We start from the raw sequence: 19,774 nt of genomic DNA, 5'->3' as shown, positions 1-19,774 counted from the left end.
ATCAGAATGTGACGGTCACGGTAATGGTATCTTGCAGATTGATACCGCTCATGCCGTCAATGTCGTCGGCTGCATCAATGGTGGCAGCGTCTACGGGAATCAGGCCATAGACGGGAAAGTCTTGTTGGTTACCGTCACCAACATCTGAGACCACGGAGGTATCGTCCCACTCGGTGGTTCTGGCGCTATTTTGGTACAGCTCATACGCTACTGTTGAATTTCCTGAGCCTTGGGAGACCATTTCGCGGTCAGCATTTGTTCCGCTAAGGCCGATGTCATATGCCGTGCCGTTAGAGCAGGTCACACTGATCTGACTCTCGGCGGTAACAGTGCCACCGTTCACGGTGGTTTCGTTTTCTGTGCCAAAGTCCATGTCAGTGGCTTGGTTAATGGTGCAAGAAGCAAGCAGCGTGAGCAGGACATCAAAGGTTTCAGTTTCCGTGGCCGCCTGGCTGGCCAGGGGAGCACCGAACAGTGCCGCGGTCATGGCAGAAGCAGTGAGAAGTTTCTTCATCTTGAGTCTCCTGGCCGGTCTGGGACCGGATTGTTGCATATGAATTTTGTGACGCATGTCGCAGTTTGTTTGTGATCGAGACATTGATGAATTTCGGCTGGTTAGTAAATAACCAACCTGTAAGAAGGGGTAAAATGCCGATGAACGGAATTTAGTACTCATTGAGTGGTAGCAAACAGGGTGTGAGTGGTTTGTGAAAACAGGGGCGTCTTGCGTGTATGCGTCCATGACAACACCTGCCACTGGCCGGGCAGGGTAAAATCAGGGGAATGAAAAACGGGCCCGCCATCTTGCGATGACGGGCCCGTGCTCCCTGGTCCAGAGGGAGGTAACCGATCAGGACTGCGGGGTGCGAATCACCAGAAGTCGTTCTTCTGTCATGTCGTTGATGGCCCAGCGGATACCTTCACGGCCCAGGCCGGAATCCTTCACGCCGCCATAGGGCATGTTGTCCACCCGCCAGCTGGGCACGTCGCCGATTACCACGCCGCCCACTTCCAGCTCGTCCCAGGCTTTCTGGGCCTTGTACAGGTCGCGGGTGAAGATGCCGGCCTGCAGGCCGAACTTGGAATCGTTGACGGTGTTCAGGGCGTCGTCGAAATCGCTGAAGCGGCTGACCACGGCCACCGGGCCAAAGGCTTCCTCTTCCACGATGTTGGTGCCCTTGGGGGCATTCTCCAGCAGGGTGGCTTCCAGCATGGCGCCGTTGCGCTGGCCGCCCACCAGCAGGGTGGCACCGGCATCCACGGCTTCGTTGATCCAGTTTTCCAGACGTTTGGCTTCGCCTTCGGAGATCACCGGGCCGATAAAGGTGTCTTCGTCCTTCGGATCGCCCATTTTCAGGGCGGCGGTTTTTTCCACCAGCCGGGCTTTCAGTTCGTCGTAGATGGCATCGTGAATCAGGATGCGCTGGACGCCGATGCAGCTCTGACCGGACTGATAGAAAGCACCGAAGACAATACGTTCCACCGCATCGTTCAGGTCCGCATCCTCATCCACGATCACCGCCGCATTGCCGCCCAGTTCCAGGATCACCGGTTTTTTGCCGGCACGGGCTTTCAGGTCCCAGCCCACGTCCGGGCTGCCGGTGAAGCTCAGCAGCTTGAAACGCTCGTCGGTGGTGAACAGGTCGGCGCCTTCGCGATGGCAGGGCAGAATGGAAAACGCGCCCTTGGGCAGATCGGTTTCCGCCAGCACTTCCCCGATGATGATGGCGCCGATGGGGGTGCGGCTGGCCGGTTTCAGGACAAAGGGACAGCCGGCGGCGATGGCCGGGGCGACCTTGTGTGCAGCCAGGTTCAGCGGGAAATTGAACGGGGAAATAAAGGAGCAGGGGCCGATGGGCACGCGTTTGACCATGCCCCGGTAGCCCTTGGCCCGGGCGGAGATTTCCAGGTTGGGCATCTCGCCATCGATGCGCACGGCTTCTTCGGCGGCCACCCGGAAGGTGTCGATCAGTCGACCCACTTCGCCGCGGGCATCCTTGATCGGTTTGCCCGCTTCGATACACAGGGCCAGGGCCAGTTCGTCGTAGCGCTCTTCAAAGCGTTTCACGCAGTGGTAGAGAATCGCCTGGCGCTCGTAGGGGGCCAGTTTCGCCATGGCGCCGGCGGCCTTATCGGCGGCGTCGATGGCTTTATCAATGGTGGCCGCATCGGCCATGGCGACGCGGGTCGCCACTTCACCGCTGTATTTGTCGGTGACATCCAGATCCTGGTTGGCGAAGACCGCTTCGTTGGCCAGGTAATAGGGGTAGGCGTCTTTTAGCATGTCGGTTCCTTAAGGCGTTTCAGTGGGCCATGAGGTTGGGTGCTGTTTGTTTGGCGTCGGATGTCAGACGTCGGACATCCCACGCTTAAATCAAAATCCCGGACGGTGACGTTTGGCCACATCGTCCGGGCTGTGGTCACAACTTGCTGCTCAACTCCCGAATTTCCTGATTGAGAATCCGGTTGTTGTCCGTGTAGTTCACCCGGCAGTCGATGACGTGGACGCCGCCGGTCTGGTAGCACTCTTCCACCAGCGGCGCCAGGCCGGCGGTGGATTCCACTCGATGCCCATAGGCGCCATAGGAGCGGGCATAGTCGACGAAATCCGGGTTGCCGAAGTCCAGGCCGAAGTCCTGGAAATCCATATCGTTCTGTTTCCACTTGATCATGCCGTAGCCATCATCGCGCAGGATCAGTACCACCAGATCCAGCTTCAGGCGCACGGCGGTTTCCAGTTCCTGGCTGTTCATCATGAAGCCGCCGTCACCGACGATGGCCATCACGCGGCGGTCCGGGTAGACCATCTTGGCGGCCATGCCGGAGGGCAGACCGGCGCCCATAGTGGCCAGGGCGTTATCCAGCAGTACGGTGTTGGGTTTGCTGGCCGGATAGTTGCGGGCGAACCAGATCTTGTACATGCCGTTATCCAGGGTAAGGATGCCATCCTCCGGCATGATCTTGCGGATCTCGTCCACCAGTCGTTGCGGGCGGATCGGGAAGCTGTCGTCCTGGATACCTTCGCGGATGTGTTTCTGCAGGGCATCGCGGATGCGGTGGAAGTCGGAGAAGCTCCAGTGCTCCTGGGGATCCAGACGTTCCTTGAGCTGCCACAGGCTGTTGGCGATGTCGCCCACCACTTCAATCTGCGGGAAGTACACCGGGTCCACCTGGGCAGAGTTGAAGTTGATGTGAACCACTTCGGCACCGCCGGGGCGCATGAAGAACGGCGGTTTTTCCACCACGTCGTGGCCCACATTGATGATCAGGTCGGCCTGGTCGATGGCGCGATGTACGAAGTCGCCGTCGGACAGGGCTGTGTTACCCAGGAAGTGCGGGCCGGTTTCGTCGACCACGCCTTTGCCCATCTGGGTGGTGATTACTGGAATGCCCAGCTTTTCCACGAACTGGCGCAGCATCTTGCTTGTCAGCTTGCGGTTGGCGCCGGCGCCAGCCAGCAGTAGCGGCTTGCGGGCACCCTGGATCGCTTCGATGGCCTTGCAGATGGCCTTGTCTTCGGCAATCGGGCGGCGGGTGGCGCTGGGCTCGGTGACCGGCATGGTGGAGTGTTCGCGGGCAATATCTTCCGGCAGTTCCAGGTGGGTGGCGCCGGGGCGCTCTTCCTGGGCCAGGCGGAAGGCCTCGCGGATGCGGGTGGGGATGCTGTCGCCGCTGACTACCTGTTTGGTGAACTTGGTGAGCGGGCGCATCATGTCGACCACATCGATGATCTGGAATTGCCCCTGTTTGCTGGTTTTGATCGGCTTCTGGCCGGTGATCATGACCATGGGCATGGCGCCCAGCTGGGCGTAGGCGGCGGCGGTCACGAAGTTGGTGGCGCCTGGACCCAGGGTGGACATACAGACACCGGCCTTGCCGGTGAGGCGCCCATAAGTGGAGGCCATAAAGCCGGCGGCCTGCTCGTGACGGGTGATCACCAGTTTGATTTTCGAGCCGCGCAGGGACTCCAGCAGGTCCAGGTTTTCTTCACCGGGAATGGCGAAGACATGCTCCACCCCTTCAGCTTCCAGGGCGCGAACGAACAAATCTGATGCTTTCATGGTGCGTTGTCTCCAGTTGATCCCGCTATGGATTTCGATTCTCAGCGGGAGTCCACGATGCGTGGCTGTCAAAATTCACCGCGGTTAATGCAAGGATGGTGCCGCATTTTCCTCATGCTGGTGCAGGAAAAGTGCCTTAAATTAGTGCGCCAGCTACGTGGCGAGCTTCACTATAGCGCGCCCGGGCCCGGAACAGGTATGCGGTAATCTGATCTGTTTCATTAACAAATGTGATATTTGCGCTTGAGGCTGCCGTCAGCTCACGGCAGAGTCAGCGCAAAGGAGCGATCACTATGAAAAAAGTCTGGATTATCTGTGCGTTGTCCCTGCTTGCGCTGCTGGTGGTGGCCGTGGCGGGAGTGCATCGCTGGTTCAATCCGCCGCCGCCGCCTGTGCAGCTGTTCACCAACGGTACCATCCTGACCATGGACCCGGGCAATCCCCGTGCGGATGCCATGTTGGTCAAGCGCGGTGAGATTGTTGCCCTTGGCGCCAGTGATACCTTGCGTGATCAGGTCAGTCGCGATGTGCGTGTGGTCGATTTGCAAGGCGGGGTGCTGATGCCCGGCTTTATCGAGGCCCACGGCCATTTCCCGGGCGAAGGGTTGTCGGCGGTGGCGGTGGATGCCAACAGTCCGCCGATTGGTGACCTGGACAGTATCTCCACCCTGCTGGAACGGCTGCGCACCCTGTCTCAGCGACGTCTTGACGGGGCGCTGCTGGCCTACGGGTTCGACGATACCACGGTGAAAGATCAGCGTTATCCCACCCGGGCAGAACTGGATACGGTTAGCGAAACCCGACCGATCATGGTGATGCATATCTCCGGCCATCTGGGGGTGGTGAATTCGGCTGCCCTGAAAGCCATGTCCATCAGCGAGAACGTACAGGATCCACCCGGTGGTTATTATGGTCGCGACGGCGACGGCCGCCTCAATGGCCTGCTGGCGGAGACGGCCTTCAATCCGGTGCGAGCCAACATCATGAAGTTGTCGGCTATGGACGGCTACCGGGTCATGCGACGGGCTTCGCGGCTGTACCTGTCACGGGGGGTGACTTTTGCCCAAAACGGCCTGGCTGACACCACCACCATCAAGGCGCTGGTACCGGCGTTGCGATTCGGGCTGATTCCGCTGCGGTTGAGTGTCTGGCCGGATGCAGCTGCCGAGCAGGCTCGAAAGAATGGTCAATGGGCCTTGCCGGAGGGTGAGCGGGTGCATCTGGGGCCGGTGAAGCTGGTCAGCGATGGCTCCCTGCAGGGCTATACCGGTTTTCTGGAGGAACCCTATTACAGGGTGCCCGACGATCATCCGCCGGAATACCTGGGCTTTCCCAATCAGTCTCCAAAGCAGCTTGCCCGGCAGGTGGTGCAGTTCCACTGTGCCGGCAGGCAGACCGCGATCCATGCCAATGGCGATGCGGCCATTACCATGAGCCTGGACGCGGTGGCGCAAGCGCGTCAGCAGTGCCCGGAAGTGGCAGTGCAGCCGGTGTTGATTCATGCACAGATGGCCACCCGGGACCAGTTGGCCCGCATGCAGGCGCTGGATGTAATTCCGTCGTTTTTCAATAACCATGTGTACTACTGGGGCGATCGCCACCGGGATCTTTTCCTGGGGCCGGAGCGGGCTTCCCGGATCAGCCCGCTGGCGGAAGCCGCCCAGCAGGGGCTGCGTTTTACCCTGCACGCGGACTCACCGGTGGTGCCGTTTCAACCGTTGCAGCTGGTCTGGAATGCGGTCGAGCGGCGCACCGCCTCCGGCGACTTGCTGGGGCCGCAGCAGGCGATTTCCGTGGAACGGGCTCTGCAGGCAGTGACCGTGGATGCCGCCAGGCAGTTGGGTGTGGACGATCGGGTCGGGCAATTGCGTACCGGCATGCGCGCGGACCTGGTCTGGCTGGATCGGGATCCGCGGGAATTTATCGGTGACTGGTCGTCTATCCAGGTGCGAGGAACCTGGGTGGATGGGGTACGCCGTTATCCGGAAAGGATCGCGGAGTAGGGGTGTGAGCCTAATCACTCTCTCTACGCCGCTGAGCCGGAGGCGATTTTTTCTCCAGCTCGTGGCGCCGATTGTGATGTGTAGTTTGCCTACATGAACAGACGGTAACGCGGGCTGGAGGAAAAATAGCCCCGGCCCTTCGGGTTGTGCTGAAAATGCCGCCATGCTGTGTTGCGAGTCTTGAATTTGGTCCACCAAACCCTGCGACTCGCGCCTTGCCTGGCGGCATTTTCAGCGACAACTCAGTGGCGTAGAGAGAGTGATTAGGCTCATGGGGGTCATCGATGCGGCCCCTGTCACTTCAGGCTGAGTGGAACTAGTGCCAGGTCCCTTCCAGGTTCTCGCACTGTTCCAGGAATTCCTCGGCGCTCATTTCAACCGTGTACGGGTCCAGGTGTGAGGCCACCTGTTCTTTCAGCTGCCCGACCACCTTGGACATGACTGTCAGGGTTTCTTCTACCTGTTCAATCGTTTCCAACAGGTCTTCGGCTTCTTGCTGGTAATCATCTCTGTCGTCGTAATCGCTCATGCGAAGCCTCCTGCAGTTGGGATGAGCCTGTGTTGCCCTGTTCAGGCTCTACTCCATGTTGCCAACGATGCCGGCACAAAACAAACGGGAAATCTCCGGGGTTGGTGAAAGTTTCGCCACTCAGGACAGGTGGTCATTGTCCTTTCGTTAACGGCTCAGTCCTGCTGGCCGGTTGTGGTGCCGCCGGTGCCGTCGCCAAGGTCGGTGATGCTGAAAAGTTTGTCACCTGTTGCGCGCATAAAAAAGGGCGCCGAAGCGCCCTTTTTTGTTGCAGCTTTTGTGGAATTTAATCCCAGCTCAGCGCACCGCCGACCTGATACTCGGTCACCCGCGTTTCGAAGAAGTTCTTCTCCTTGCGCAGGTCCATGATTTCGCTCATCCACGGGAAGGGGTTGTTCACGCCTTTGAACTGCTCCGGCAGGCCCAGCTGGACCAGGCGACGGTTGGCGATGAACTGCAGGTACTCTTCCATCATGGCGGCGTTCATGCCGAGCACACCGCGGGGCATGGTGTCGCGGGCATACTGGATTTCCAGCTCGGTGCCTTCCAGGATCATCTGGGTGGCCTTGTCGCGCATCTGGGAATCCCACAGGTGCGGGTTTTCCAGTTTGATCTGGTTGATCACGTCCACGCCGAAGTTCACGTGCATGGATTCGTCACGCAGGATGTACTGGAACTGCTCGGCCACGCCGGTCATCTTGTTACGGCGACCCATGGACAGGATCTGGGTGAAGCCGCAGTAGAAGAAGATGCCTTCCAGTACGCAGTAGAAGGCGATCAGGTTTTCCAGCAGTGCCTTGTCGGTTTCCACGGTGCCGGTGGTGAATTCCGGATCGGACAGATCGCGGGTGTACTGGATACCCCACTGGGCCTTCTTGGCCACTGAGGGAATCTCCTGATACATGTTGAAGATTTCGCCTTCGTCCATGCCCAGGGATTCAATGCAGTACTGGTAGGCGTGGGTATGAATCGCCTCTTCAAAGGACTGACGCAGGATGTACTGACGGCACTCCGGGTTGGTGATCAGGCGGTAGATGGCCAGCACCAGGTTGTTGGCGACCAGGGAATCGGCGGTGGAGAAGAAACCCAGGTTACGCTTGACGATGCGACGCTCGTCGTCGGTGAGACCGTCGGCCTTTTTCCACAACGCCAGGTCGGCGTTCATGTTCACTTCCTGGGGCATCCAGTGGTTGGCACAGCCATCCAGGTATTTCTGCCAGGCCCAGTCGTACTTGAACGGTACCAGCTGATTCAGGTCGGCGCGGCAGTTGATCATGCGCTTGTCGTCCACTTCCACACGACCGGCGGTGCCTTCCAGCTCGGCAACCCCTTCGCTGATATCCATTTTCGCCACGGTATCGCGGGCGCGGGCTACGGCGTCTGTGGTGGCTCGTTCTGTTCGTCCTTGTCGCTGCTCATCGGCTCCTCCAGTAATCGGCGCACTTCCCGCTGCCGATGTTTGAGCTTGAGGTGCCGCTTGGTCAGATACCGTCTCAGGTTGCGGCGGCGTTGGGGCTTTGGGCTGTTGTTTGGCGACAGGCGTCTCTTGCGCATTAAATTCGTCCCAGTTCAGCATGTGCTCTCTCCATTCCGTGCTTACAAGTTTGGTGGTGTTGATCACCGCTTGCGTATTCTTTGGTGGGTCGGACGTCAGAAGTCTGACGTCGGACGCATTTATCTTTTGTCGTCAGACGTCCGATTCCGGACGTCCGACCCATTTCCGGCAGCGCTTACTGGCAAGCCTCGCAATCCGGGTCATCAATGGAGCAGGCCTGTGGTACATCGGCGGCCTGGCCAAACTCGGCGGTCTCTTCCACCTTGGAGGAGACCCGGTTGAGCTTGCCATCATTGATGGTGGATTTTTCCGTCTGGGTGGCACCGATGGCGCGCAGGTAGTAGGTGGTCTTCAGACCCAGCAACCAGGCCATCTTGTAGGTCACGTCCAGTTTCTTGCCGTTGGCTTCGGCAATGTACAGGTTCAGTGACTGGGCCTGATCAATCCACTTCTGGCGACGGCTGGCGGCTTCCACCAACCAGCGCGGCTCCACTTCGAAGGCAGTACGGAACTGTTCTTTCAGGTCCGCCGGCATGCGCTCGATGGGTTGCACGGAACCGTCGTAGTACTTCAGATCATTGACCATCACGTTATCCCACAGGCCACGCTCTTTCAGGGCGTTGACCAGGTAGGGGTTCACCACGGTGAATTCGCCGGACAGGTTCGATTTCACGTACAGGTTCTGATAAGTCGGCTCAATGGACTGTGAAACACCGGTGATGTTGGCGATGGTGGCGGTGGGGGCGATGGCCATCACGTTGGAGTTACGCATGCCTTTCTTCGCCATCTCGCGCACGCTGTTCCAATCCAGGGTCTGGCTGCGATCCACCTTGCAGTAGTCTTCGCCACGCTGCTTGACCAGGATGTCGATGGAGTCGATGGGCAGTACGCCCTGGCTCCACAGGGATCCTTCGAAGGTCTGGTAGGCACCGCGTTCTTCGGCCAGTTTGGCGGAGGCCTGGATGGCGTAGTAGCTCACTGCTTCCATGGAGTTGTCGGCAAACTGCACGGCGCCTTCGGAGGCGTAGCTGATGCCCTGCTTATAGAGCGCGTCCTGGAAGCCCATGATGCCCAGACCCACCGGGCGGTGCTTCATGTTGGAACGCTCGGCCTGGGGCACGCTGTAGTAGTTGATGTCGATCACGTTGTCGAGCATGCGCACGGCGGTATTAATGGTGCGCTGCAGTTTGTCGGTGTCGAGACCATTCGCGTCCACGTGCTGGGCCAGGTTCACGGAACCCAGGTTGCACACGGCGATTTCTTCCTTGTTGGTGTTCAGGGTGATCTCGGTGCACAGGTTGGAGGAGTGCACCACACCCACGTGCTGCTGCGGGCTGCGCAGGTTGCACGGATCCTTGAAGGTGAACCAGGGGTGACCTGTCTCGAACAGCATGGACAGCATCTTGCGCCACAGGTTGATGGCGGGAACCCGCTTGAACAGCTTCATTTCACCGTTACGGGTTTTCTCTTCATAGGCCAGGTAGGCCTTTTCGAAGGCTTCGCCGTACAGGTCGTGCAGGTCCGGGGCATCGTTGGGGCTGAACAGGGTCCAGTCTTCCTCGTTGATGACGCGCTTCATGAACAGGTCGGGAATCCAGTTGGCGCTGTTCATGTCGTGGGTACGACGGCGGTCGTCACCGGTGTTCTTGCGCAGCTCCAGGAATTCCTCGATATCCAGGTGCCAGGTTTCCAGGTAGGCACAGACCGCGCCTTTGCGCTTGCCACCCTGGTTCACGGCCACGGCAGTATCGTTGACCACTTTCAGGAACGGTACCACGCCCTGGGAGCGGCCGTTGGTGCCCTTGATATAGGCGCCCAGTGCACGTACCGGCGTCCAGTCGTTACCCAGGCCGCCGGCAAACTTGGACAGCATGGCGTTGTCCTGGATGGCGCCGTAAATGCCGTGCAGATCATCAGGCACGGTGGTCAGGTAGCAGCTGGACAGCTGCGGGCGCAGGGTGCCGGCGTTGAACAGGGTCGGCGTGGAGCTCATGTAGTCGAAGCTGGACAGCAGGTTGTAGAACTCGATGGCGCGTTCTTCCCGGTTGTCCTCTTCCACGGCCAGGCCCATGGCCACACGCATGAAAAAGCACTGCGGCAGCTCGATGCGGGTGTCGTTGTGATGGATGAAGTAGCGGTCATACAGGGTCTGCAGGCCCAGGTAGGAGAACTGCAGATCACGATCACCATTGATGGCGGCGCCCAGCTTTTCCAGGTCGAATTCGCCCAGTACCGGAGACAGCAGCTCCAGTTCGATACCTTTGGTGATGTAGGCCTTGAGGGCATCGCTGTACAGGGCGTTCATTTCCTCGTGGCTGGCACGCTCGGCCACGCCCAGATACTGCAGGGCTTCGGCGCGGATCTTGTCCATCAGCAGGCGAGCGGTGACCTGGGAGTAGTTGGGCTCCACTTCGATCATGGTGCGGGCGGTGATCACCATGGAGGTGTTCACGTCATGAATGGAGACTCCGTCGTACAGGTTTTTCACCGTTTCGGTGATGATCTTGTCGGCGCTCACATCGTCCAGGCCGGAGCAGGCAGAACGGATCAGATGTTCCAGGCGCGCCATGTCCAGGGGAGCCTTGCTGCCGTCTTCCATGGTGACGGTCATGTCCACCTGGTGGGTGGGTTCGGGCAGGTTGTGATTTTGCTCGGCACGCTTGGCCGCCTGGCGCTCACGGTACAGCACGTAATCGCGGGCCACTTTCTGCTCACCGTTACGCATCAGGGCCAGTTCTACCTGGTCCTGGATTTCCTCGATGTGGATGGTGCCACCGGAGGGCATGCGACGCTTGAAGGTGGCAGTGACCTGCTCGGTGAGGCGCGCCACGGTTTCATGGATACGGGAAGAGGCGGCTGCCGTGCCGCCCTCTACCGCCAGAAACGCCTTGCTGATGGCCACGGTGATCTTGTCGTCATCGTAGCCCACCACTTTGCCGTTGCGCTTGATAACGCGCAGCTGACCGGGGGCGGTGCTGGCGATGGACTGGTCCTGGTCGCTCTCGCCGCTTGCCGGGGAGCCGGTCTGGTTGGGGTTTTGGCTCATATCCGTCTGCATGGTGCGCTCTCCGTTGTTTGTGCTGTTCTGCCTGTTGTCGGTTTGTGTGGTGGTGCCGGCGTGGTCTGATGCCGCGTAGGGCACACCACGCAAAACGCCACAGCGGTCAGGCCGTGGCGCAGTAAAATCCGTGTTGGGTGGTGCCTGGTGGTCTGATTTGGGTGTGGACCACTATATCTTGTGTCTTGTCCATGACGATGTACTTGCCCCTGGTCGCCAGAAAAGCTCTAAATGGCTGATGTGGCTGTATTTTTCGGTACGCTGGATGCGGTTATCCTGGGGTGGTAGCGATTTTACAAAAACCCAATATGTTGGGGTCGCCGCCCGACTTCAGTACAAGTTATAGTTGTGTCTATGGATTTGCAAGCACTTCGCCTGGGGAAATTTTGTGGATAAGTTGTGGACCACTGTGGGTGCATTTGGGTTGCACTTTTGCGGGGCAGGGCGGTACTAGATATTGTGTTTGTCAACGGAAAAAAGTACACCGTGAAGCAGCTTCAATGTACCTTTGGTATCAGTAAGGTTGCCGTGGACAGTGTCTATGCGTATAAACACCTGATAGGGATACGTTTGTTACAGTTTGCCGCCTTGGGCTCTGTGTACCAACGACAATAATGATACGAAGTGAAAAAGGATAAGGACGGGATGACAACGGTGCAGGATAACCCGCCAGCCATCATGATCGTGGAAGACGACGAAAGACTTGCCGATCTTACCTGTGAATATCTGCAAACCAATGGTCTCAATGTGACGGTAGTCAGTGATGGCGAAGAAGCTATCCGTCGCATTCGTGCCGAGCAACCGGATCTGGTGGTCCTGGATCTGATGTTGCCCGGAGCCGACGGTCTGACCGTCTGCCGCGAGGTTCGCAGCGCCTACAAGAATCCCATTCTCATGCTCACCGCCCGCACCGATGATATGGATCAGGTACTGGGCCTGGAGATGGGGGCCGATGACTATGTGGCCAAACCGGTGAAACCCCGGGTGTTGCTGGCACGTATCCGCGCCCTGCTGCGCCGGGTGGAAACCGACAGCGAACGGGACAGCTCACCGGCCCGGCTGGAATTTGGTGCCCTGGTGATCGATAACTCCGCCCGGGAAGTGACCCTGGCCGGGGAATCCGTGGATCTGACCAGTGCGGAATACGACCTGCTCTGGTTGCTGGCGTCCAATGCGGGCACGGTGCTGTCCCGGGAAACCATTTTCGAGAAGCTGCGCGGTATTCAGTACGACGGGCAGGACCGCTCGATTGATGTGCGCATTTCCCGGATTCGTCCCAAGGTGGGGGACGACCCGGAAAACCCCAAGCGTATCAAGACGGTGCGCTCCAAGGGCTATTTGTTCGTCAAGGAAATCGGCGCGGCCTGAGCGTTTCTGTGCCGCGGCGTGACGCTGGGTGACGCTTGAATAGTATTTTCCTGAGGCTCTACGGGGGCTTGTTGCTGGCGCTGTGTTTTATCGGCGCCATCACCTATGCCGCCGTGCAGCTGGTTAACAGCTACCGCTCGGATATTTACCGGGAGGAGATGGCGCGGGGTACCTTCTACCTGATGGCGGAAGGCTACCAACGCTATGAGCCCGGGGAGCGTGACCGCTGGAGCCAGGTGCTCAGCAAGCTGTTCAGTGCGGAGATCCAGCTGCAGTCTGCCAACGAGCTGGAACTGGGCTACCGGGAGACGTTGCATCTGGAAGACGGCCTGGTGGTGATGCGCCTGAATGATGAGGAAGGCTACGCCGATATCCTTTTTCAGTTGCCCGGAGAACCCGAATACATCACCACCCGCATGACCAAGGTGTCCGAGCAGCAGGCCCGGGCCACCGCCGTGCTGGTGCTGAACCATCTTTCCCACTTCCCCGAAGACGAATGGGAGCAGGCCCTGGGCCGGCTCCAGCAGCATTTCGGCTTCCCCCTCAATCTTGTGCCACGGGACCAAGTCTCCCTGGACCCGGAACAGGAGCAGCGGCTCAATCGTCGCGAAGTGGTTATCGGTCTGGATGACAGTACCCGTAACAACTCCAGTATCCGCATTTATGCTCCGGTGGCGCAGACCGGCAAACTGCTGGTGATCGGCCCCCTCAGTCTGTTCGACCAGTTCCCCATGGAATTGCTGCTGGTGGCCGGGGCCCTCAGCCTGTTGGCAGTGGCGCTGGCCACCTATCTGCAAGTGAGCCCGTTGCAACGGCGCCTCAAGCAGCTCGACCAGGCGGTGAGTCAATTGGGCAGTGGTGACCTGGGGGCCTACGCCAATATTGAAGGCAACGATGCCATCGGCCAGGTGGCGGCCACCTTTAATGGCATGACCGCCCACATCCGCCGACTGATTGAGTCCCAGCGGGAGATGACCCGGGCGGTGAGCCATGAATTGCGCACCCCGGTGGCGCGGCTGCGTTTCGGTCTGGAGATGCTGGCGGATATCGAGTCGGCGGAATTGCGCCGGGAAAAACTCAATGCCCTGGACCATGATATCGAGCAGCTGGATCAATTGATCGATGAAATTCTGACCTATGCCCGCCTGGAACAGGGCACCCCAAATATTGAATTCAAGCCGGTCCTGGTGGGGGAGCTCTGCGAGCAGCTGCGTGACGAACTGGAAACCATTCGGGGTGATACCGTTATCAGTGTGGAGTGCGGGCAGCCCACCCTGGAAGTGGAAGCGGAAGAACGCTACCTGCACCGGGTACTACAGAATCTGGTAACCAATGCCCTGCGCTATGCCGGCTCGCGGATCGTGATGGTGGTTGAGGGGACTGAAAGCCAGGTGGTTATCCATGTGGATGACAATGGTCCCGGCATTCCCGAGCACGAGCGCGAGCGTGTGTTTAAACCCTTCGCCCGGCTGGACAAGAGTCGCCATCGTGCCAGTGGTGGCTATGGTCTTGGCTTGTCCATTGTGAAACGGATTGTGGATTGGCATGGTGGGGATATCCGCGTGGATGAAAGCCCCATGGGCGGCGCCCGATTTACCGTCATTCTGCCGCGCCACCAACAGGGCCAGCATGTGCTGGGGCGGGTCAATTAAGCTGCAAGCTTTCTTCGCAGTCGCTGTAGGAACGGAGTGTAGCGGAGTAACGCACGTAGTTCCGTGCGGCCCGAAGGGTGAGCGAAGCGAATAAACTGCTTGAGGTGCGAACCGCGCTTGCGCGGATATCGACCGAAGGGCGGTCAGGGTTTTCAAAGCGCAACAGATGTCGACAACCCGGCAGCATCGTAGGGTGGGTTTAGAGGCTCTTAAATCGCCGATAAGGTCCATCGGGTTGTCCGTTATCGTTCAATCTGCCATCGCGCCATCATGTAAAATACGGTTCCTGGCGCCTCCACGCAGCGTCTGACTGATCCAGCCTCCAATTCTGATAACAGGGTTAGCCGAGCCATGTCATACATCCTTTCCATCGACCAGGGCACCACCAGCTCCCGCGCCATTGTTTTTGATGCCAGTGGGCGGGCCTGTGGGCAGGCACAGAAAGAGTTCCGCCAGCATTTTCCTCAGGATGGCTGGGTGGAGCACGATGCCCTGGAAATCTGGAAGGACACCCTGGCGCTCTGCCAGCAGGCCCTGAGAAATGCCCGTGTGGAAGCCCAGCAGCTGGCGGCTGTTGGTATTACCAACCAGCGTGAAACGACGGTGCTGTGGGATCGCCAGACCGGTGATCCGCTGGCCAGAGCGATTGTCTGGCAAGACCGGCGCACGGCAGAGTACTGCCAGCGCCTGCGTGATGCCGGCCATGAAGACAGTGTTCGCAGCAAGACCGGACTGTTGCTGGATCCGTACTTTTCGGCCACCAAGCTGGCCTGGTTGCTGGATAATGTGCCCGGCGCCCGCCAGCGTGCCGAAGCCGGTGAGTTGGCGTTCGGCACCATCGATTGCTGGCTGCTCTGGCAACTCACCCGTGGCAAGGTCCACGCCACCGATGCCACCAATGCCTCGCGCACCCTGTTGTTCAATATCCACGAACAGGCCTGGGACCCGGCCTTGCTGGAGTTGTTCGCTATTCCTGCCGCCGTACTGCCGGAGGTGCGTGACAATGCCGGTGAGTTCGGTTCCACGTGCCCTGAACTGCTGGGCGCCGCGGTGCCGGTGGCCGGCATTGCCGGGGACCAGCAGGCGGCACTGGTGGGGCAGGCCTGTTTTCAGCCAGGCATGGTGAAAAGTACCTATGGCACCGGCTGTTTCATGGTGATGAATACCGGCGAGGCGGTGGTGTCCCATAACCGTCTGCTTACCACCGTGGGCTACCGGCTCAATGGCAAAACCACCTATGCGCTGGAAGGCTCCATCTTTGTAGCGGGCGCCGCCATCCAGTGGTTGCGCGATGGCCTCAATCTGATTCGTGATGCCAGTGAAACCGAGGCACTGGCCCGCCGCGCCGGCTCTGCCGGTGGCGTCTATCTGGTACCGGCCTTTACCGGTCTCGGTGCTCCCTGGTGGGATCCCCACGCCCGCGGTGCCCTGCTGGGGCTGACCCGTGACACCGGCATTGCCGAAGTGGTAACGGCGGGGCTCGAGGCGGTGTGCTATCAGTCCCGGGACCTGCTGGATGCCATGGCGGCGGATTGCGGTACCCGGCCCACCACCTTGCGGGTAGATGGCGGCATGGTGGTCAATAACTGGCTCAGCCAGACCCTGGCTGACGTGTTGGGAGTGTGCGTGGACCGTCCCATGGTCACCGAAACCACCGCCCTGGGCGCGGCCTACCTGGCAGGGCTGGGCGTGGGTCTGTACGACTCACTGGACGCCGTGGCCGAGCAATGGCGCTGCGAGCGGGAATTCTCACCACTGTTGGAAGATGACGAGCGCCAACGCCGCTATCAGGGGTGGCGGGAAGCAGTGGCCCGGGTCTGTCAGAGCCCGGTCGGTGAATAGGCTGCAAGGGTAATGCCCGAAAAATCAGGGACTTCTGTGCCACTTTTTTCATTGGCACGGTGATGGACGGTCCGGTTTCAGGGATGAAAACTGTGACGCGGTAGACATTTAGGGTTAGAGTTCACACAACAATAATACTAAATGACTACCATTGGGTGCGGCTGCTGGTGGGAATGGCTGCACCGGATCGGGAATCCGGCATGGATCAATCATTAACGCTCAATCCTGCAGCCCTGCAGTCCCAGAGACTGCGCCGGGTGCTGTTTGCCATCCTGGCCGGGGGAAGCGCCCACACCCTGCTATGCTGGATTGCCCTGCAGCTGGATTTCTTCCGCGGCGGTTCCGCCCTTTTTTACGGCATGTTCGCTGCCATTTGGGTGGGGCATCTGGGCTTCGTCCTGTTCATGCTGCTGGGGTTGAATCGCCGGCTTTCCGAACCTTCCATGATCATGCCGCTGATGGTCTGGTCCACCACCGGGATTCTGCTGACTGCCCTGGTGGTGGACCAGGTGCGCCTGTGCGTGATGATGATTTTCTTTGCCATTGTCCAGATGGGAGTGCTGCAGGCGTCATTCCGACAGTTCGCCTGGCTGGCCGGTTATTGCGTATTCGGTTATGCGGTCATTCTTGGTGTGGTTTCCGGCTACTGGCCGGAGGTGGTGGACCTGCGGGGCGAATGGATACAGTGGGGGCTGTTCTCGGTCATGGTGCTGGCGATGATTCTGCTGGCCTCGGAAATTTCCACCATCCGCTCCCAGTTGAGTCGCCGCAACCTGCAGCTGGCGGACATTGTCGAGCGTATCCACGATATGGCCGTGAAAGACGAGATGACCGGCTTCTATCGGCGCCGCCATGCCATGGAGTTACTGGCCAAGGCCTGTGGCCAGTCGGCACGTGGCGCCTACCAGCTGGCCGTGGTGTATCTGGATCTGGATCATTTCAAGCGTATCAATGACGACTATGGACACCGTATTGGGGACCGGGTGCTGGAGCGCTTTGCCGAGGTGGCTCGCCGTCACCTGAGCGGGCAGGATTTTGCCGCCCGGCTGGGGGGAGAGGAGTTCATGCTGGTGTTGCCGGTCAGTGATCCGGATGAGGCCAGTAACCTGGCCGAGGGGATCCTGCTGGGTATGCGCAGCCAGCGCTTTGAGGAGGCACCGGGACTCGCCGTCACGGTCTCCGCGGGGTTGGCCATGTACCGGCGTGAAGAAACCCCGGAGCAGGTGATCCTGCGTGCGGATCGGGCGCTCTATCAGGCCAAGGAGTCCGGCCGCGACAAACTGGTGGTGGAGCAGAGCGAATGAATCAGGATCTGCGACAGGCGGAAAAGCTGACCCTCAGCGAGAAGCGTTTGCTCAAGCGGCATAGCCGTTCGGCCATTGCCATCATGGCCATGCATACCTTGTTATGCGTGGTGTATTTCCAGTTCGGCTATTTTGACGTGGCGCTGGAACAGGGGCTGGTGATGCTGTTCGTGGTCTGGGCCTCCCTGGTGGCCTACCAGCTGCTTCTTGCCACCGGCTGGACCCTGCGTCTGAGTGAACCGAGTCTGTCCTTGCCGCTGGTACTGCACTTCATGGTGGTATTCATGGTCTCCGGTTACTACGTGGACGAGTTCCGGCTCAGTGTGGTCACCCTGTTTTTTGCCGGCCTGTTGCTGGTCTCGTTCCGGCTTTCCGGCAAGGTAATGATCGGCGTGGCGGTGCTTGCCAGTGCGGCCTATGCGGTGATGCTGTGGTTGGCCATGAACGACCGCTGGGTGCAACTGAGTCTGTCCGTGGAAGCCTTGCAGTGGCTGGTGTTTTCCATGATCTCGGTGAGCTTTGCCATTACCGGCGGGGGCATCAATCGTTTGCGTGACGCCTTGGCCGACAAGAACCATCAACTGGCCCGGGCGGTGGAGCAGGTCCGTGAAATGGCCATACGGGATGATCTGACCGGCCTGTTCAATCGTCGCCACCTGCTTGAGATCCTGGAGCGTCAGCGGGCGCTGTTTGCCCGCAAGGGGCTGCCTTTTGCCATCTGCTATGTGGACCTGGACCATTTTAAACAGATCAACGACCGTCACGGTCATGACTGGGGAGACCGGGTGTTACGCCGGTTTTCCGCGCTGGCCCTGGCGGGCATGCGTGATGGTGACTATTTCGGTCGTCTCGGTGGGGAAGAGTTTCTGCTGATTCTGCCCCAGAGTGACGAGAGCGGTGCGCTGCGGGTGGCGGAGCGTTTGCGCGAGCGCTGGCGCGAAGAAAGCTTTATGCAGGAAGGCGGGCCCGGCGCCGTCAGCCTGTCGGTCGGTGTGGCCGCCTGCCAGGAAAACGAAACCATTGACGAGTTGATCAACCGTGCGGACCGGGGCTTGTACAAGGCCAAGTCCGGGGGGCGCAATCAGAGCCGGGTGGCGTGAAAAGGCAGTGAATAGTTAACAGTGAACAGTTAATAGTTCGCGCCTGACTTTTGTTTTGTGTTGAAACGCATGAGGCCGCGCCCAGGTTTTGGGCGCGGCCTCATGCGTTTAAAATTGCGGTCGTCTTTCGCGCGCGCTGTTCACTGTTAACTATTCACTGTTCACTGACCGTGAACGCCACCAGGTGCTTGGTCGCCAGTCGCACGCGTAATACATCGCCTTCCACCACGTTGGTGTGGCTGTCGGTCTGGCAGAGCAGGGTTTCGTCGGCGCCGACGCGCAGGTGATAGAGGATGGTGGCGCCGGTGAACTGGCGGCGGGTCACGGGCAAGGCCAGGTGCGCGCTTTCGTCGGCGATCACGTCTTCCGGGCGTAATAACACATCCACCTGGCTGCCCGGTATCAGTGCAGCATTGCTGCGCCCGGTGAGCTCCCCCAGGCTGGTCCTGACGGTGTTTTCATCGAGCACCTCCCCGCGCAGAAAAGAGCCGTAGCCGGCGAATTCCGCCACGAAACGGTTGGTCGGGGCGTGGTAGATATTGTACGGGCTGTCCCATTGTTCCAGCCGGCCCTGATGCATTACGCCGACCCGGTCGGCCAGGGCGAAGGCTTCTTCCTGATCGTGGGTGACCAGCAGGGTGGTGACATTTTCCTGGCGGAGAATATCGCCCAGTTCACGGGCCAGGGCTCGGCGCAGGTCCAGATCCAGGCTGGCAAAAGGTTCGTCCAGCAGAAGCAGGGCCGGGCGGGGGGCCAGTGCCCGTGCCAGCGCCACCCGCTGTTGCTGGCCACCGGACAGCTCATGGGGGTAACGGTCTTCCATGCCGGCCAGCCGGACCCGGTCCAGGCACTCGCTGACTCGCTGGCGTTGTTGCGCGCGAGGCTGTTTGCGCAGGCCGAACGCCACATTGTCGGCCACGGTCAGGTGGGGAAAAAGGGCATGTTCCTGGAACACCATGCCCAAGCTCCGTTGTTCCGGAGGCAGTTGACGGCTGCGGCTGGAGACCTGCCGGCCCTGGATATGGATGCTGCCACCAGAGACCGGTTCCAGCCCGGCAATGGCGCGCAGGGTGGTGGTTTTGCCACAGCCGCTGGGCCCGAGCAGGCAGGCAATTTCGCCGGTGGCCAGCTCCAGGCTCAGATCCTTTACCACGGCTTGCTGGTGGTAACCGCAGGCCAGGTTTTCAAGGGTAAGCAGCGGCGGGTTCATTGCGTTTGCGCCTTCTGGAGATGTTGGAGGCTGGCTCGGGGCGAAAGCCGGAAAATATTCGCCCTGCGAGCAAGACTCCAACGGTTTACGGG

Annotated in this window: 13 protein-coding genes; 6 read left to right on the top strand and 7 right to left on the bottom strand. The window is 59.7% G+C overall.

Annotation, left to right across the window (positions count from 1 at the left end; translation table 11 throughout):
• Position 1: 1 nt before the first annotated feature.
• The 3 genes from C4S63_RS02380 to C4S63_RS02370 all read right to left on the bottom strand — a co-directional run bounded on the left by C4S63_RS02380 (position 2) and on the right by C4S63_RS02370 (position 4,061).
• A complete protein-coding gene (locus C4S63_RS02380; RefSeq protein ID WP_160052688.1) occupies positions 2 to 514 on the bottom strand; it encodes a spore coat U domain-containing protein in 513 nt (170 codons plus the stop codon).
• A 336-nt stretch (positions 515 to 850) separates the two neighbouring features.
• Positions 851 to 2,284 carry an aldehyde dehydrogenase family protein gene (locus C4S63_RS02375; protein WP_103916579.1) on the bottom strand — a complete coding sequence of 478 codons (1,434 nt, stop codon included), beginning with the start codon at positions 2,282 to 2,284 and terminating at the stop codon, positions 851 to 853.
• A 136-nt stretch (positions 2,285 to 2,420) separates the two neighbouring features.
• Entirely contained in the window at positions 2,421 to 4,061 is a 1,641-nt protein-coding gene (locus C4S63_RS02370) for an acetolactate synthase large subunit (RefSeq protein WP_062816851.1), read from the bottom strand.
• 293 nt (positions 4,062 to 4,354) lie between these two features.
• Between C4S63_RS02370 and C4S63_RS02365 the strand changes: the two genes are divergently transcribed.
• Positions 4,355 to 6,064: an amidohydrolase gene (locus C4S63_RS02365; protein WP_103916578.1), complete on the top strand. Its 1,710-nt coding sequence runs from the start codon at positions 4,355 to 4,357 to the stop codon at positions 6,062 to 6,064.
• Positions 6,065 to 6,380: 316 nt separating this feature from the next.
• On the opposite strand, the gene C4S63_RS02360 is transcribed toward C4S63_RS02365, so the two are convergent.
• From C4S63_RS02360 to C4S63_RS02350, 3 genes are all read right to left on the bottom strand, one after another.
• Positions 6,381 to 6,593 carry a hypothetical protein gene (locus C4S63_RS02360; protein ID WP_035248960.1) on the bottom strand — a complete coding sequence of 71 codons (213 nt, stop codon included), beginning with the start codon at positions 6,591 to 6,593 and terminating at the stop codon, positions 6,381 to 6,383.
• Positions 6,594 to 6,879: 286 nt separating this feature from the next.
• Positions 6,880 to 8,169 (bottom strand): ribonucleotide-diphosphate reductase subunit beta, encoded by a 1,290-nt coding sequence (locus C4S63_RS02355; RefSeq protein ID WP_062816882.1) that lies wholly within the window; start codon positions 8,167 to 8,169, stop codon positions 6,880 to 6,882.
• A 154-nt stretch (positions 8,170 to 8,323) separates the two neighbouring features.
• Positions 8,324 to 11,206 carry a ribonucleoside-diphosphate reductase subunit alpha gene (locus C4S63_RS02350; protein ID WP_062816883.1) on the bottom strand — a complete coding sequence of 961 codons (2,883 nt, stop codon included), beginning with the start codon at positions 11,204 to 11,206 and terminating at the stop codon, positions 8,324 to 8,326.
• 645 nt (positions 11,207 to 11,851) lie between these two features.
• Here C4S63_RS02350 and C4S63_RS02340 point away from each other — a divergent pair.
• The 5 genes from C4S63_RS02340 (at position 11,852) to C4S63_RS02320 (ending at position 18,472) form a co-directional block, all read left to right on the top strand.
• Positions 11,852 to 12,574: a response regulator gene (locus C4S63_RS02340; protein ID WP_062816885.1), complete on the top strand. Its 723-nt coding sequence runs from the start codon at positions 11,852 to 11,854 to the stop codon at positions 12,572 to 12,574.
• Positions 12,575 to 12,609: 35 nt separating this feature from the next.
• Positions 12,610 to 14,226, top strand: coding sequence for an ATP-binding protein (locus C4S63_RS02335; RefSeq protein ID WP_062816886.1), 1,617 nt, complete (start codon positions 12,610 to 12,612; stop codon positions 14,224 to 14,226).
• A 351-nt stretch (positions 14,227 to 14,577) separates the two neighbouring features.
• Positions 14,578 to 16,068: a glycerol kinase GlpK gene (gene glpK, locus C4S63_RS02330; RefSeq protein ID WP_103916577.1), complete on the top strand. Its 1,491-nt coding sequence runs from the start codon at positions 14,578 to 14,580 to the stop codon at positions 16,066 to 16,068.
• 200 nt (positions 16,069 to 16,268) lie between these two features.
• Positions 16,269 to 17,372 (top strand): diguanylate cyclase, encoded by a 1,104-nt coding sequence (locus tag C4S63_RS02325; protein ID WP_062816888.1) that lies wholly within the window; start codon positions 16,269 to 16,271, stop codon positions 17,370 to 17,372.
• A complete protein-coding gene (locus C4S63_RS02320; RefSeq protein WP_062816889.1) occupies positions 17,369 to 18,472 on the top strand; it encodes a GGDEF domain-containing protein in 1,104 nt (367 codons plus the stop codon). Before C4S63_RS02325 ends, C4S63_RS02320 begins: the two co-directional genes overlap by 4 nt.
• A gap of 154 nt (positions 18,473 to 18,626) precedes the next feature.
• Here the strand turns inward: C4S63_RS02320 and C4S63_RS02315 are convergent, their stop codons facing one another.
• A complete protein-coding gene (locus C4S63_RS02315; RefSeq protein WP_103916576.1) occupies positions 18,627 to 19,682 on the bottom strand; it encodes an ABC transporter ATP-binding protein in 1,056 nt (351 codons plus the stop codon).
• Positions 19,683 to 19,774 lie beyond the last annotated feature (92 nt).

This window comes from Alcanivorax sp. DSM 26293 (assembly GCF_900107995.1).
Taxonomy (GTDB): domain Bacteria; phylum Pseudomonadota; class Gammaproteobacteria; order Pseudomonadales; family Alcanivoracaceae; genus Alcanivorax.
The sequence above is the reverse complement of the archived record's forward strand: the minus strand, read 5'-3'. Positions and strand labels throughout refer to the sequence as shown.

Coding starts and splice junctions, on each gene's coding strand:
- C4S63_RS02315 (WP_103916576.1), bottom strand. CDS start 19,682: ATGAACCCGCCGCTGCTTACCCTTGAAAACCTGGCCTGCGGTTACCAC.
- C4S63_RS02370 (WP_062816851.1), bottom strand. CDS start 4,061: ATGAAAGCATCAGATTTGTTCGTTCGCGCCCTGGAAGCTGAAGGGGTG.
- C4S63_RS02320 (WP_062816889.1), top strand. CDS start 17,369: ATGAATCAGGATCTGCGACAGGCGGAAAAGCTGACCCTCAGCGAGAAG.
- C4S63_RS02340 (WP_062816885.1), top strand. CDS start 11,852: ATGACAACGGTGCAGGATAACCCGCCAGCCATCATGATCGTGGAAGAC.
- C4S63_RS02350 (WP_062816883.1), bottom strand. CDS start 11,206: ATGCAGACGGATATGAGCCAAAACCCCAACCAGACCGGCTCCCCGGCA.
- C4S63_RS02365 (WP_103916578.1), top strand. CDS start 4,355: ATGAAAAAAGTCTGGATTATCTGTGCGTTGTCCCTGCTTGCGCTGCTG.
- glpK (WP_103916577.1), top strand. CDS start 14,578: ATGTCATACATCCTTTCCATCGACCAGGGCACCACCAGCTCCCGCGCC.
- C4S63_RS02375 (WP_103916579.1), bottom strand. CDS start 2,284: ATGCTAAAAGACGCCTACCCCTATTACCTGGCCAACGAAGCGGTCTTC.
- C4S63_RS02325 (WP_062816888.1), top strand. CDS start 16,269: ATGGATCAATCATTAACGCTCAATCCTGCAGCCCTGCAGTCCCAGAGA.
- C4S63_RS02360 (WP_035248960.1), bottom strand. CDS start 6,593: ATGAGCGATTACGACGACAGAGATGATTACCAGCAAGAAGCCGAAGAC.
- C4S63_RS02355 (WP_062816882.1), bottom strand. CDS start 8,169: ATGCTGAACTGGGACGAATTTAATGCGCAAGAGACGCCTGTCGCCAAA.
- C4S63_RS02380 (WP_160052688.1), bottom strand. CDS start 514: ATGAAGAAACTTCTCACTGCTTCTGCCATGACCGCGGCACTGTTCGGT.